Below are 14249 nucleotides of genomic sequence, written 5' to 3'. Positions count from 1 at the left end.
CTTCATTTGCAAAATGTATAATTCAACCCAGTAGCCTAACCCCATCTATCTCTTATTTCATTAATCACGATTTCTGGCTGATCCTATTGTAGCATGTGCGAAGAGTTAGGAATTAACTTTTTAACGGTTAGTAAACGTCCTCTGATTTAGGTAAGTAGCTCTAAGTAACAGGATATTGTTAGACAGCTTATCATAAATATCTATGTTTCATTTTCATACATACCTCTTATCATTTTTCCCGCTGTTGTCCCTCTTGCATGCCAATAATACTTACCATTCTTTTGAAGGGCTAAATCTTTGGCTGCAATATCAAAGTAATGGTGTTCTTCTGGAATCACCATATACAGCCACATCCAAAATCCCTCCCAGGTTTCTACACACTCTTCAAAATCACTTAAGTAGTAAGCTATTTCCTCTTCCATTGAAATCTTTTGTAGTCTTTTGGTTTGATAGCCACCGTCAATAAGGGATTACATCGATTACTTTTTCTAAATAATTACATAAATAAGAAATAAATCTTTTTATGTTTCAGAATACCTATTATTGAATCTAACCAATTTGCTAAAGCTGGCATTTCATACTCTTCGTCACTTAGAATTTTATCTGTCTTCCCATGTACAGGAGCATCAATACTAATCACTCTATAATATTCTTTTAGTTGTTCTGCAATTTCAATGAAACTAAGACTTGTACTCCCAAGTCCGTGCAAGCAAAAATATTCGTTTCATTTTCACTTCCCCATTCAGTTATATGAACATTTATTTTACCATCATTGATAAATATCGCCTCACATATAATCTCTCCCACCATATCGACTATTTATTTTTCATGCTGTAGTAAACAATAAACAAAAAAAAGATAAAAATAACAATGCCCACACCTAGGAGTAAGTTCACGATACCGATTATTACATACCTCCTTAAAATGTCATCCAAGATACGACTATCAAGAGAAAATATAAAGGTCTTTGAAGGGCTCTTATCTAAAATACTGTAGTACAGTACCTTTCCCGTTTGATACTTCAACTTCTGCATAAGCACCGTTAATCAATGTTATTTGTGGAGGTACATGACCACAGTCCATATCATATATTACTGGAATGTGAAGTTCCATTGCTAGATCATGATACACATCCTCAGCATGATAATTATCAATTGGAGTATTCGCAGGACTTCTACCAAACATGATTCCTGAACAATTTTCAAACCAACCGGCTAATTTCATTTGGACTAATGTACGCTTTAAATCCGCTACGTCCATTTCACAGTTTTCAAAAAACCACAATATAGGTTCACCATTAATGTATTGTTCACTAAACTTTTGTATATCTCCAAATGAAGTACCTATGAGATGTCTGATTACATCCAAACAGCCGCCAAGCAAACGGCCTTCAAATCTTGTGCTAGTTTTGGATACAGATTTCCATCCGTTTTTTCTGTTAGATTAAAAACGCATGGGGTTGGATTAGCATGGTCCCATTTTTTCTGGTATTTATCTGATGAGTATTGTAGAACAGAATCCCCCGCCTTTGTAGTCAAAACGGATTGCCACATTGCGGTGGTAGCATCTGAATATTCGCCTCTTAAATCTACTAGGTTTGTTCCATGTGCAGTGGCAATGCCAGTTTTTAAGGTGATAACCAATAATAATAGACTTGTATCTGAATATCCCAACATCCATTTAGGTGTAAGATTTTCAAAGTCAACATATTCAAGCATTTCAATCAGCAGTACCCCACCCCATGGCGGAATGATGATATCGATATTTTCATCTCGCATCATGTCATTAAATTCGTTTGCTCTTTTTTTAGCAGGTGCAGATTTTGCTTTATCCTGTGTCCATACCGTATCACCAAATACTACTTTAAAGCCTTGTGATTCCATGCGAGTACGCGCGGCTTTTAATAGTTCATGTAGCTCAGACGGAACACCAGATGATGGTGCTGTAACTCCAATTGTAGCCCCTTGTTCTAAAAATGGATATTTAATCATGCTACTACCCCCAACCCCCTCTTTATATTTCTCCCATTATCTCTATTTTTAACTAATTTCATGTTAACATAATATTCAAACATAGGATTTCAAACCTTTGGAATCTTTCTATAAAAAAAACCTGCCCACAAATTTAGACAGGGTTAACGTGAAATTATTTCATCTGTGCGATCTGAATAAGGTTTCCGCAGGTATCATCAAAAACTGCGATGATAACAGCACCCGCGTCTGTCGGCGCCATGGTAAACTTGACACCCTTTTCCTTTAATCGTTTGTACTCTGCGTTAATATCCTCAACGCCAAACATGGTGACCGGGATCCCGTCTTCAAATAACTTCTTTTGGTATTCCTTGGCAGCTGGATGGTCATTCGGTTCGAGCACAAGCTCAGTACCGTCTTGTTCACCAGGAGAAACAAGCGTTATCCATCTGAATTCCCCAGAAGGAACGTCATGCTTCTTTACAAATCCTAACGTTTCTGAGTAAAATTCCAATGCCTTGTCCTGGTCTTCTACAAAAATACTGGTAACTATAATTTTTTCATACGATTTTTGCCTCCTTGCTTATCATTTCTCCTTGCTTTTGATCGGTGAATATCCTTTACATTTAAACTAACAGAAAATGCTCCTAGTTACACCCTTTCTCCTCCTTCCAACCATATTACAAAAATCTTCTATTTTATGTCAGAATTCCTCAAGTAATATGAATAGTTATACCTTATACGAGCTAACATCATAAAAATATTAAACTATTTTAACAAGAAATTGATTTAATCCCAAAGCATTCCAGTTTATTGTTATAATTGTGTTAACCACATGAAGCATTATACCCTTAAGTTGGATTGAAAAGACTAATAAGATTATTGGAAGTGCTGAAAATGTTTATTGATTTAAATTCGGATTGTAAAAATTGCTTTGGATTATGTTGTGTAGCGTTACCTTATGGAAAATCAGCTGATTTCCCTTTTAACAAGGACGGTGGAATACCTTGCCAAAATCTATGTTCAAACCACTTGTGTGCTATTCACGACCAATTGAGCGAGAAAGGCTTTCGTGGTTGTGTTTCGTATGAGTGTTTCGGTGCTGGTCAGCATGTTTCACAATCTATTTTTCGTGGTAAAGACTGGCGTGAAGATATTGAACTTGCCGAAGAAATGTTTGCTGTATTTCCACTTGTCCAACAACTACATGAAATGCTTTGGTACCTCAAACAAGCTTTGACATTAAAAGAAACACGTTCCATTCAAACCAAACTTCAAATGATTTACGAAGAAACAGTTGAGCTAACAGTAAAAAACCCTAAAGAAATTGTAGAATTAGATATTGCAGAACACAGAAGCCAGGTCGATACCCTTTTAGTAGAGACAAGTAAAATATATAGAAACGACATCGAAAATAAAGGTAAAAAGAAATGGATCAAGAAAGATGAAGACTTGCTAGGAGCCAATTTACAAGGGTTGAACTTACAAGGTGAAGATCTTCGTGGAAAGCTAATGATAGCGTCAAACTTAAAAAATAGTGATTTAAGAAAGGCTGATTTTATCGGCGCTGACCTTAGAGATGCAAATTTAAGTGGTGCTGACTTATCAGAGGCTCTCTTTCTTACACAGTCCCAAATCAATTCAGCAATTGGGGATATTCACACTAAAATTCCAACTTATGTAGAGAAGCCAAGCCATTGGTGAAAACCAAACCATTAAATGACCCAACTAATACTTAAGTATTGGATTTTACAAAATGTAGGAGTCTGACCTTCTTCATGGACAATGATCCATAAGAAGGGGCAGACCCATTTTTTCCAACATTTTAATTGTTTACTACGTACGCTTTTGCTTCTTCCTTGAAGAATCAGCTTTTTTTCGACCAGTTTCCCTATTTGTAGTTCCTTGCCCTTCCGTTTCTGGTGACCCGAGGCCAACTTTTGATGGATTTGCTTTTCTTTCTTTCACTCTTTTCACCTCCCATTATAGCTTTCCTTAATACAAATGCGTTATGTTTTTTCACACTAAAAAAGACGATTATGGATAATCGCCTTATTACCATCAAAGGTGTATTTTACTTTTCGTTTACTATACTTAGTTATAATGGTAGTATCTTTTTAATAAGTTCAAAAGGGTGCATCAGCGCAGATTTAAAACCTGTTGCTGGTATCGCCAGCGAGACGTGATCCAATAAAGGATAATCATACAATCTGCCTTCGTAAACGATTTGAAAACTCTTATGCTTAAAAAAATGATTTGGTGTGATTAAGGCAGAAGGAAGTCTCCATAATTTCAGGCCACTTTGTTGAAAAACCTCTGCAACAAATTGAGAACAAAAATACTTATTCCTAAGATGAATCGGCCGACGAAAAACCACACCGACTAATCCCAACAAATTATATGAATATAGATCTTTATTAAGATTAAAGCTTTGGATCACATTTTTGATGCGAGAATACTGCTTTGAAGAAACATCAATTTTTAAAAGAAGGCACCTCGTATTATTAAAATATCGGTAAGTACCAAAATAGACATCTTCTCTTATAAATCCTGCAATCAATGGATTTCGCGGATGTTTTCGTCCAAAGCTATACATTTCACCGAGTTCCTCATCCAATACGATGGAAACATGATTATAAGGTGCATTGGTAAACCATTTGATTATTTTCGTGAATAATGTGCCTGTATCTGTCAATAGAACATAAACGCTTTTTGAATTCTTTTCCCCCATACTCCCTGTTCTTCCCCCTTATGAGTGGTAAACCAATCTATTTATTTATTCCTCGTCCTCTTTATATTCTAGTATATCACCAGGTTGGCAGTCCAATGCCTTACAAATCGCATCTAAAGTAGATAGACGAATCGCTTTTGCCTTTCCATTTTTCAATATGGAAAGATTCGCCATCGTAATTCCTACCCTTTCAGAAAGCTCCGTTACACTCATTTTCCTTTTCGCCAACATCACATCTATATTGATTATAATCGCCATCTTATTCACCTCAGACCGTTAAATCATTTTCTGATTTTATTCTAATCGCTTCCTGCAGCAGTCTTTGAAGAACGGCCGCAAAAACAGCTATCACCATCGCAGCAAAAACAGGAACCATTCCGATTATGACGAGACCCGGTGCATCATCATACTCTGCCATGATAAATACAAATGGCAAAATGACCACATACAAACTACTGAAGATCATGGCACAGATTTTAATTTTACCTAAAGCTTTTACAGACAGATCTGAGAAAGCTTGGTTCCTGTCAATGTAATTGAGAAGTTTAAATGATTGATACAATGCTATGAAATATGGCACCGTCGATCCGTACATTCCCACGATAGCGGGATATATAATATGAGCAAACTCTGGATTTACCGGATTACGAGCTAAAAAATATAATCCAAATATAGATAAAGCCAGAACGGGTAGTCCCATTAAAATTACAGCCATCCTTAAAAAGAGTGTTGTTCCTCGTTTCATTATAAAAGCACCTCGCTTAATTATTGTCTATTTGAATTTAACATATGTTTTATCGTTTTACAATAAATTTTTATTTAAGTTTGTGGTTTTTTTGTTGTTTAACAGATTTATCTTCAAAAAAATAAAAAAGGTTCCCACTATTTACCGAGTGGAATGGCCAAAACACGCTGACATTTCATTTTATATTTTAATAACTTTAAGTTACGATAATAATAATTGAATTTTATATGGGGGATCGTATAGATGGCTAAAAAAGTTTTTCCTAAAGATGCAATACGTGTACTAAAAGATACTAGTCGTACTTTTTATATTCCAATCACATTTTTACAAAAGGAGTTAAAACATACAGTTGCATCAGCTTATTTAGTATTTAGAGCCATTGATGAGATTGAAGATCATGAACAAGTGGACAATGATGTAAAATACGATATTTTAATGAAAGTAAGCGAATTATTCAAACGAACCTTCAATGAAGAAGAATATTTACAGATTCTTGGACCAGTAAAGGAGAAAATGCCTGAGGTTACCCTTCGTTTAGGGGACTGGTTAGAAGCTTGCCCTAAGGATAGCCGGCCGTTCATCATGAACTCTACGAGCGAAATGGCATTTGGCATGGCGAAATGGGCAAAAGCAAACTGGCAAATCCATACACGTGATGATTTAGATGATTATACCTATTATGTAGCAGGGCTTGTGGGAGTACTGCTTTCAGACCTATGGGAGTGGGGAGCTAATGTAAAAACAGACCGCGATCTGGCCATTGGTTATGGACGAGGGCTTCAAGCCGTAAACATTTTGCGTAATGAACAGGAAGATTTAGAAGAACGTGGTGTAAGCTTTGTACCTGATGGATGGACTCGTGCTGATCTGTTTGAATATGCTGAGGAAAACTTGGCAAAAGCAGATGAGTATATGAAGTCAATCCATAAGCGAAGCATTTTATTATTCTGCCGCCTGCCCCTTGCTTTAGCGCATAAATCATTAAAAGCTATGCAAGAAGGGCGCGAAAAAATGACACGTACAGAGGTAGAACAAACAGTTGAAGAAATTCAAGTGGATAAATAAGATTAAGCTTCCATGTTGCACCTCTTACATTATGGAACAAAGTAAAAGACGCATTCTAATGGAATGCGTCTAGTTTTTTTCAATATATAATTTGAATCATCATCAGAACTATTGACTGATGTTTGCCTTTTGGACAGGTTGCTTATGAAGAATGACCAACACATATGGGCGAATCCATTGGATAATAACCCCCGTAAGGAGTGCATTGAGCAACGTGCCAATACCAATAGCTCCATCGAAAAAGAATGCTACAATCACAAACACAATACTAATGATTGCCCGTGACTTACTAAAAGACCACCCTGTTTTATCAGTCAAAATAACCATCGAACGGTCCATAGGATTTGGTGCAAAGCTTGATTCTAAATAGATTCCAATTCCGATTCCTGTAAAGAGAGTGCCTAGTAATACTAATAAAGATTGTTCCAATATATGCTCTGCGATTAACCAATCACCGAATAACCAAAGCCAAGTATCGATCCCAATCCCTGTAATAAGGGACGTTAACATGGCTAAATATTCGGGTCTTGATTTTGAAGCTATGGCATTAAGTAAAACCACTGCAGCCCCAACGATAATTTCCCAACTACCTATGGTTAACCCAAAGGTCCGATATAAACCTACGAGTAAGGCATCGTATGGTGAAGCCCCTAATTGAGATCGAATCATAAGCGAAATTCCAAATGCTAAAACGACAATCCCAATAAAATAGATTAAAAACGATTTACTCATTTTTTTCATAAATATCCCCGTCTCCATCATCTGTATTAGTCTATTGTAGCTGTATATATTGCTTCTTAAAAGAGTTTATATTGTACAATGTTAATTTCTTTAAAAATAAGTGTTTCAAAATAAAATGACGCCAACCAATATCACGTCATTTACAAATCAAGGTTACATGTGATTAAAATTTTCTTGTTTGAACTCAAATGCTAGTTCATCCATACTTCGGTTTAATTCATCTAGTAAACTATTTTCCTTCGAAGGTAGTGAACCAGGAAAATGTATTTCGCCAATCCTTAAACCATCGCGATAAATATCTCTTACACGGACAATATGTAGGAAAAGCTTCCTTAACGTTCCTAGCTCGGGTATAAGTTGAACATCCCAATTACTTTCTGGAACCTCATTCGCCAAAGCGTTGGTTAACTTGGCTGAATATATAAATCCATTTACATCTATAATAATCTCCTTCATTTAGACTTCCTATTGTAAAAAGTTCATTCTTGTTCCCAATTTCAATTCTTCCGCTTTCTTGTAAACAAGCCAAGCAGCAATTAAATCTTGAAAAGGTAACCCTACCATTCCATAGATTGTGATTTGGTCTCCACGGGTTCTACCAAGTTGATGATTTTCAATGACCTCACCTATTTCAGCATCAATAGATTGTTCGTCTAATCCAACCCCACCTATTGCCCCCATACTCACAGCGAGCTCCTTATCATCGCAGACAAACAGGGACTTGTTAATAAGTTCAGAACTCACCTCTGCTTTATTGGGTTTATCTGGACCGAGTGTAGTAATGTGCGCACCTTCCTTGATCAAATCTGAGAAAAGAAATGCATCTCTAGACCATTTCGATGTTATGATTATATCGGCTTTCGAAACTGCATGTTTTAGAGTGAGCAAATGTGAAAGGTCTCAGGTATATCATCTTGCATATCATCAACCATATTTACAGTGTTTTCTTCCCTTTTGTCATAGATATAGACTTCTGAAAAGTCTCGTAAATAACTAAGTGATTTAAGTTGAAGTTTCCCCTGTACACCCGCTCCAACCACAGCCACTTTATCCGCATCTTTTTGAGCCAATAAATGAGTGCCCATTTCTCCAGCCATTCCTGTCCGAATGGAAGTAATGTATGTAGAATCCATGATCGCCAATAATTCCCCTGTCTCAATATGGTGTAAATGAATAACACCCTTAATGGCTGGTGACTCATAAGGAAATTTAGCATGGTTTTTTATTGTAAAGGCAGGTATATCATCAACTAACCCCGGAAAAAGTACCATAGCACTTGTGTTTTCATGCTTTAACGGAGACCGAACCCGAAGGCCTACATTATTACTTCTTTGCGAATAATTTTTAAATCCACTTCTTAGCTTTGAGTATAATTCATCCATATCTAATAAATTATGAACTTCGCTTCGATTTAACATAACCGTATCCACTGTGTCCACCATCCTGGCACTGATTATTCGCTTCCATGATATTCAATTATAAATAATATTCTAACAAATGATTCCAAAATTAAAAGACCATAGATGGTCTTTTTGATAAACTCTAATTCTACTACCTTAAACAATCAAATCGTTCTCTGATTTGATATTCAATGCATTTCTTAATAATCTCTGAAGCACTGTAGAGAACAGCGCGATAAAAGTGGTTATAAACATGACGGTAAATCCCATTATTGCTATACCTGGATGGAAGGCACTTTGCGTCATAAGAAATATTGAACCCATTACATAAAATAACAAAATGGATATCAAACAATATTTGATATCCCTTAGCGCATTCACCGACCCTTCCGAGAAAATCTTGTTCTCCTCTACTCCACGCAAAAGCTTGAAGGTTCGAACAAGGGCTATGGAAAAGGGAATGACGGTGATATATAATCCGGCTAAAACCGGAATTTTGAGATAAGCAAACTCTGGATACATGGCTACCGTATATTCAGCTAGCCAAGTAAAAGGAAAATACTTAAGGCTAAGCTCATAAGACCAAACATCAAAACAGATATCCTTAGAAAACTGGTTGTCCCCCGATTCATTACAAACACCTCACTTTTATGTTAGCTTTAGTTTAATACATATTTTATTGTATTTCAATAAATCATTGTTGTTTTTAATTCGATTTTTATTGTTTTTATGAGGTTGTATAACCATTTGGTCTGAGATTACTCTAACCATACCGACCATTTTGTTATACCTTTAGCCATTATCATAAGAGGTCTTTAAAAGAAGTTATGATCTAATTTATATTTTTTTAAAAATCTTAGAGAGCAGGGATAGCTAGTGATAAATTGAACTATAAATGAATGTTTTTTATGAAATTGTAAAAGTTAAAGGACATATAAACAAATGCAAAGGATGACAATTAAATTATGATAACCAAACGGCACTTGCTATTTAATTTGGCACTTATTTTATTACCTTGGATTACGGTGTTATTTCTACAAAAAAAACATTTTAAACGGTTCTCATTAGCAGGGGTTTGTACTATTGTTTTAGAATTAATGTATCAGGTTATTGGACAGAAACGTAACTGGTGGGTCTTTTATGATAAACCGAAATCCTTTGTAAAGGATGTACTTCCTTTTGCTATAGGACCATATATGCCATTGTCTATGTGGTTACTTAGGTTATCTTATGGGAATTTTAAAAAGTTTTTAGTATTAAACATCATTGCAGATGGACTTTTTGCATTTCCTGGTATTAAATTTCTAAAAAAAATAAAAATAGCAAATCTAAACAGGTTAAGCAGCATTCAATTTTTCTTTTATTTGTTTCATAAAGCCTTTATCTTATATGGTATGCAATACTTAGTTGAGCGTAATAGACGTACTAGGACAAAAGGGGAATAAGTTCCGAACAATTAGGTTTTAGCATGTTCGTAGCGTTAATCTAATATGGATACATTGTGTTACTGGGATTGAACAAATCGTTTTGTATGAACTTTTGTAAATTTGGCTAACAAATTTAATATCAGAATGGAAAGGAACTCATAAAGTTCTCGTGGATAAATTTGTTATTTACTATTCCTTTTCTGATGACAAACAAACATGTTTTATAGAATTTTTTAACATACCCTAGTCAGCTTTATTAAGCTATCCTTAATTGTTAAGGATAGCTTTTTTGTTTCGCTACACATTAAAGGAAATTCACAGAATGTGGAATGCATAACTTAAAGTAAAGGGGGCTTTTCTTCAAATAGAGGTATTCTTTGAAACTACCGGAGGCAATAGTCGAACAAGGTGGTCAACATTTTTGTCGTCTTTATTTTATCCGATAAATAGTTGGAATATTATGTTAAAATTAGCTTAGGAGATATTGAGCTAACGAAGCAAGTTTACTTAATAAGGAAGTGAGAAAAGTGAGTAAATACTTAAAAACTACTATAATTATTCTCGTATCTATCTTAGCGGGCTGTACTTTTAATAGTAAATTGGCAAACCATGAAGTTTCAAAATCAAATGATGAAGTGAAATACGAAGATTTTATTTTTCGGCTTGTAAGCGAAAAAGAAAAATATCACGTAGGAGAAGAAGTGAGGTTGTATGGAGAAGTCGAATATGTAGGTGAAAAAGACGAAGTAAAAGTTCCATTATCAGCTACAATTTTTTCTCTCAAGGAAATGGTTCGGGACTACGAAATTAGAGATAGGAGAACTGAAGAGATTGCTGAGGATGGAGTTTTAACAGCAACAACTTTAAAACAAGGTGAACCTTATCGAATAGACTATGAAAAAAGCGGTACAACAAAAGGAAGTGACACCGAATCATATAGAAAATTTATTAGAAGATTTGTTCAAAGAGACGGCTTTCCTCCTGGTTATTATGTGATGACTGGTTATACGGAATTCCTTATTGGAGAAAAGCCCGAGAAGGTTAAATTGGAGGCAAAAATTGATTTTAAAATAGTTGAATGAATGCCTGCTCTCCTCATAGTAAAAATGAGGTCAAAACATCAAAAAAAGGTTATCTTCTCTGCTCTGGCCTGGATCTTATCTATTTTTTCTCTGTGAACATTTCTGTAATCAAGAATTTGTTTGATTTTTAATTTTGTATCAAAGATCATAGCTGCTAAAAAAATTAGCCCGACGGGGATTGTAAAAAATACCCAAATCAAGGGATCACCTCCCGTGATGAAATTCACTTCTATTTATTTGTCGTAATCCCTTTTAAAAATGTTTCATAATGTAATTGAAAGTATCACTGAGATGTCCTCGCCCGTTCCTGAACAGTTGCTACATAGTGGAGGATAAATACGAGAATTACTACCGTAAATACCATGATTGAGAAATACATAAAAAGTTTACCTTCCATCACAATAAAGACTCCAAATAACAGCAGTTGTGTAAACCCTAATAACACCTTTAGGAACCTAATGGACTTCTCTTCTATATGGTTACATGTAATAATATTCGTAATCCCCATCCAAAGCAAACAGGCACAGGAAAGAATATACATGAAGAATGGTAACAAAACGTTATATAATAGACTTAATTGCTCGCTCCCTATGATGCTACTATAACCTTCTTTAACAAAAGTGGTGAGCGACATGTTTGCTATATCCCCGGATAGCTTTTGAGCAACAATGGCTAAAGCTAAACTTGCTAAAATCGTAATTACCTGTGTGACATGATCCTGAAAAAGTTCTTTTCCAAATTTTATCATTACGAGACACCTCCTACTTCTACTCTATGACGTCTAGTAGAAAATAGGACAACTCTTTTAAATTTTTCATAGTTTCTTTTCAGGTAAACTCGGTCCAATAGAAAACCTTTACACTCCCCTTTTCCCTATTAAAAAAGTTATTATATCTATGAATTAGGAAAAGAAGAGGGAATATATTATATATCCTAATATTATGACAATAATAAGTATTCCAGTACCTTTCCATCCTAAACTACCAACCAAATCAACAAGATTACCATTGTTTGATTTGTTAATAGAGTCGTTCAGATTTCCGCCTATATTATTCTTTATTTCTTCTTGTCTTAACCTTTCTCTTCGCTGCTCTGGAGTTTCTTTGTCGCTCATCAAATTCCCCTTTAGTCTTCTTTAAATTGTATTATTTCAAGGGAAAATCTTATTGTCATATACTTATACATAGCATAAGAGCTATTCCCCGTTAATTGAAGAGAAAGTGTTAAATCTTTTTCTCCATAATAATATCTGTCTCTAAATATCCGAGTTTTTCATATAAACCTCGTGCGACTTGATTGTGACCAAATACGTGAAGACCTATACTTTTCAGGTTTAGATTTTTTGCCACCTTCTCTATTTCCTTCATTGCTTGTTTCCCATAGCCATGACCTTGGTTGCCTTCCCAAACATTGATGTCATATATAAATCCTTTATCGTTTGAGCGTTTGGCAAGCCATATCATCCCCACTTCTTTGTCACCATCCCGAATAATAAATAGTTCATTATTAACCGTTTTTTCTCTTTCAGGTAGTAGGTTTTCAAACTCTTCAGTCGCATTGCTTATAGCTTCTTGCTCATTCCAGTTTCCAGCTTTAACGTGTTCATTTGCATAATTTTTAATCGCAAATCTCAGATACCTTTCAAATTCACTTGAGTTCATTTTGTCTAAACTAACCATTTTACTCTCCCCCACAATTTTTCCCGAGCTCTTGTTTCACAAACTTTATATTTTCATAGTGAATATCCTTCATTCCCTCAAAAAATAAATACTTCTGCTGACATTGCTTTTCTAAATCCGATTTACTACTTGTGATCTCATTTAAATAATACTTTGAAAAATTCAGTCGGTTTGTCATTTCATTGTAATCATTAGTCACCGTTCCATGACCAGGGATATGTAGGTTTATTTTATTTTGTTGTAGAGTCCTTTCCGCTTTTTCCATTGTGTTGAGATAGTCCTTGTAGCCACTCGTAATAAATGGGAATTCCACATCTGAGAGATAATCACCAGAAATAAAAATGCCAAGCGGTTCAACAATCGTAAATAATCCGTCACTTGTATGCCCTGAAGCGGTATTGAAAGTAAAAGTAAGATCTCCTAAATTCATTTTTTCACCATCATTTGAAATCACGAAATCTACAGATGGATATTCAGCTTTATAATTCCTATGTATATAGTATTGTTGGTCAAAGTCTTTAATCTGTTGAATAATATTATCTTTATGAGGATAGTTGCTAAATGTCTTTGATGCGATGACCTTCGCCTCTGGAAAAGCACCAGAACCGATAATATGGTCGAAATCATTATGCGTATATATGATATAGAGCTGCTGAGAAACCTTATGCTGCTCCACACATTCTCTAATTTCTTTTATTTCATGCGGAAGCCAATTAGGATCTATTAAAACCATCACTTCATCAGTATGGATAAGGGTGGATGTTGTCATATATAATACGCTTTGAAAGACTGTTACATGTTTCCCTTTGTAATGAATCATTTAATAGCCCCTTCTATTTCGTTTATTTTTCTTTCTATTAATCCCACCAAAAAATCATAGCCCTCTTCGCCAAAGTGTAGCCCGTCATTCATTATGCCTTTGAGTTTGAGTTGATAATTTTCCAGTGAAATCATCTCATTAAAAAAATCAATGAAGTAACTACCAGTACCTTCAGCAACTCGTTTAACGGCTAATGCGTATTGATTTAATGTTTCATTATTCCTAGCAAACTGTACAGTTTCATCTACAGGAGATGGTGAAATCAGGACTGTTTTATGTGATTTTAAAAGGTCTGTTATTTTATTTAGATTTGACTGATAGGTTTCTAAGTCAATCATCTTGTGAAATGCAGCATCATTCGCACCAAATAAGACCGTCACAAAGTCTGGCTGATGATGGATCACATCCTCTTCTATTCTTGCTAGAGCATCACAAGTATTATCCCCAGATACACCTGCATTGACGATTTCGAAGCCTTGTAACCTTGTCGCTAGTTTGGTCGTAAGCATCGGCTGGGGCATGCCCTCATTTCTTGCTGTAATACTGTCACCAAAACAAACCAGTTTCCGCATGCAATTTCTCCTTTTTG

General features: G+C 35.3%; 19 protein-coding genes and 2 pseudogenes. 4 read left to right on the top strand and 17 right to left on the bottom strand.

What is annotated here, in order from left to right; genetic code table 11:
* Positions 1-83 precede the first annotated feature (83 nt).
* The 3 genes and pseudogenes from GH754_RS06190 to GH754_RS06180 all read right to left on the bottom strand — a co-directional run bounded on the left by GH754_RS06190 (position 84) and on the right by GH754_RS06180 (position 2526).
* Positions 84-810, bottom strand: a pseudogene (locus tag GH754_RS06190) (alpha/beta fold hydrolase).
* A 168-nt stretch (positions 811-978) separates the two neighbouring features.
* A pseudogene (locus tag GH754_RS06185) lies at positions 979-1991 on the bottom strand (S66 family peptidase).
* A 154-nt stretch (positions 1992-2145) separates the two neighbouring features.
* A complete protein-coding gene (locus tag GH754_RS06180; protein ID WP_323741897.1) occupies positions 2146-2526 on the bottom strand; it encodes a VOC family protein in 381 nt (126 codons plus the stop codon).
* A gap of 341 nt (positions 2527-2867) precedes the next feature.
* Between GH754_RS06180 and GH754_RS06175 the strand changes: the two genes are divergently transcribed.
* A complete protein-coding gene (locus tag GH754_RS06175) occupies positions 2868-3674 on the top strand; it encodes a pentapeptide repeat-containing protein (protein ID WP_153727861.1) in 807 nt (268 codons plus the stop codon).
* Between the two features lie 132 nt (positions 3675-3806).
* Here the strand turns inward: GH754_RS06175 and GH754_RS06170 are convergent, their stop codons facing one another.
* The 4 genes from GH754_RS06170 to GH754_RS06155 all read right to left on the bottom strand — a co-directional run bounded on the left by GH754_RS06170 (position 3807) and on the right by GH754_RS06155 (position 5446).
* The gene (locus GH754_RS06170; protein ID WP_162038776.1) at positions 3807-3938 is read right to left on the bottom strand and encodes a YuzL family protein; all 132 of its coding nucleotides are present in this window, start codon (positions 3936-3938) and stop codon (positions 3807-3809) included.
* Between the two features lie 130 nt (positions 3939-4068).
* Entirely contained in the window at positions 4069-4701 is a 633-nt protein-coding gene (locus GH754_RS06165; protein ID WP_228550157.1) for a hypothetical protein, read from the bottom strand.
* 45 nt (positions 4702-4746) lie between these two features.
* Positions 4747-4959 (bottom strand): helix-turn-helix domain-containing protein, encoded by a 213-nt coding sequence (locus GH754_RS06160; RefSeq protein ID WP_153727860.1) that lies wholly within the window; start codon positions 4957-4959, stop codon positions 4747-4749.
* 10 nt (positions 4960-4969) lie between these two features.
* Complete coding sequence (locus GH754_RS06155; RefSeq protein WP_153727859.1) at positions 4970-5446, bottom strand: DUF2975 domain-containing protein; 477 nt, start codon at positions 5444-5446, stop codon at positions 4970-4972.
* 243 nt (positions 5447-5689) lie between these two features.
* On the opposite strand from GH754_RS06155, the gene GH754_RS06150 reads away from it, so the two are divergent.
* Positions 5690-6511: a squalene/phytoene synthase family protein gene (locus GH754_RS06150; RefSeq protein WP_153727858.1), complete on the top strand. Its 822-nt coding sequence runs from the start codon at positions 5690-5692 to the stop codon at positions 6509-6511.
* A 108-nt stretch (positions 6512-6619) separates the two neighbouring features.
* Here GH754_RS06150 and GH754_RS06145 read toward each other — a convergent pair whose 3' ends face one another.
* From GH754_RS06145 to GH754_RS06125, 5 genes are all read right to left on the bottom strand, one after another.
* Positions 6620-7252, bottom strand: coding sequence for a YczE/YyaS/YitT family protein (locus tag GH754_RS06145; RefSeq protein ID WP_153727857.1), 633 nt, complete (start codon positions 7250-7252; stop codon positions 6620-6622).
* Between the two features lie 153 nt (positions 7253-7405).
* Entirely contained in the window at positions 7406-7708 is a 303-nt protein-coding gene (locus tag GH754_RS06140; protein WP_194841300.1) for a hypothetical protein, read from the bottom strand.
* A gap of 9 nt (positions 7709-7717) precedes the next feature.
* Complete coding sequence (locus tag GH754_RS19795; RefSeq protein ID WP_153727856.1) at positions 7718-8140, bottom strand: hypothetical protein; 423 nt, start codon at positions 8138-8140, stop codon at positions 7718-7720.
* Positions 8128-8682, bottom strand: coding sequence for a hypothetical protein (locus GH754_RS19790; protein ID WP_194841299.1), 555 nt, complete (start codon positions 8680-8682; stop codon positions 8128-8130). Before GH754_RS19790 ends, GH754_RS19795 begins: the two co-directional genes overlap by 13 nt.
* 126 nt (positions 8683-8808) lie before the next feature.
* Positions 8809-9174 (bottom strand): DUF2975 domain-containing protein, encoded by a 366-nt coding sequence (locus tag GH754_RS06125; protein ID WP_228550156.1) that lies wholly within the window; start codon positions 9172-9174, stop codon positions 8809-8811.
* A gap of 443 nt (positions 9175-9617) precedes the next feature.
* Between GH754_RS06125 and GH754_RS06120 the strand changes: the two genes are divergently transcribed.
* Together GH754_RS06120 and GH754_RS06115 are read left to right on the top strand one after the other, a co-directional pair.
* Positions 9618-10097 (top strand): hypothetical protein, encoded by a 480-nt coding sequence (locus tag GH754_RS06120; protein ID WP_153727854.1) that lies wholly within the window; start codon positions 9618-9620, stop codon positions 10095-10097.
* Between the two features lie 509 nt (positions 10098-10606).
* Positions 10607-11161, top strand: a complete 555-nt coding sequence (locus tag GH754_RS06115; RefSeq protein WP_153727853.1) for a hypothetical protein — start codon at positions 10607-10609, stop codon at positions 11159-11161.
* Between the two features lie 283 nt (positions 11162-11444).
* Here the strand turns inward: GH754_RS06115 and GH754_RS06110 are convergent, their stop codons facing one another.
* From GH754_RS06110 to GH754_RS06090, 5 genes are all read right to left on the bottom strand, one after another.
* Positions 11445-11909 (bottom strand): hypothetical protein, encoded by a 465-nt coding sequence (locus GH754_RS06110; RefSeq protein ID WP_153727852.1) that lies wholly within the window; start codon positions 11907-11909, stop codon positions 11445-11447.
* A 153-nt stretch (positions 11910-12062) separates the two neighbouring features.
* Complete coding sequence (locus GH754_RS06105) at positions 12063-12275, bottom strand: DUF6366 family protein (RefSeq protein WP_153727851.1); 213 nt, start codon at positions 12273-12275, stop codon at positions 12063-12065.
* Positions 12276-12384: 109 nt separating this feature from the next.
* A complete protein-coding gene (locus GH754_RS06100) occupies positions 12385-12840 on the bottom strand; it encodes a GNAT family N-acetyltransferase (protein ID WP_153727850.1) in 456 nt (151 codons plus the stop codon).
* Between the two features lies 1 nt (position 12841).
* The gene (locus GH754_RS06095) at positions 12842-13660 is read right to left on the bottom strand and encodes an MBL fold metallo-hydrolase (RefSeq protein WP_153727849.1); all 819 of its coding nucleotides are present in this window, start codon (positions 13658-13660) and stop codon (positions 12842-12844) included.
* The gene (locus tag GH754_RS06090; protein ID WP_153727848.1) at positions 13657-14232 is read right to left on the bottom strand and encodes an SGNH/GDSL hydrolase family protein; all 576 of its coding nucleotides are present in this window, start codon (positions 14230-14232) and stop codon (positions 13657-13659) included. Before GH754_RS06090 ends, GH754_RS06095 begins: the two co-directional genes overlap by 4 nt.
* Positions 14233-14249 lie beyond the last annotated feature (17 nt).

It is taken from the genome of Salinibacillus xinjiangensis (assembly GCF_009649735.1).
Lineage (GTDB): Bacteria > Bacillota > Bacilli > Bacillales > Alkalibacillaceae > Salinibacillus > Salinibacillus xinjiangensis.
The sequence above is the reverse complement of the archived record's forward strand: the minus strand, read 5'-3'. Positions and strand labels throughout refer to the sequence as shown.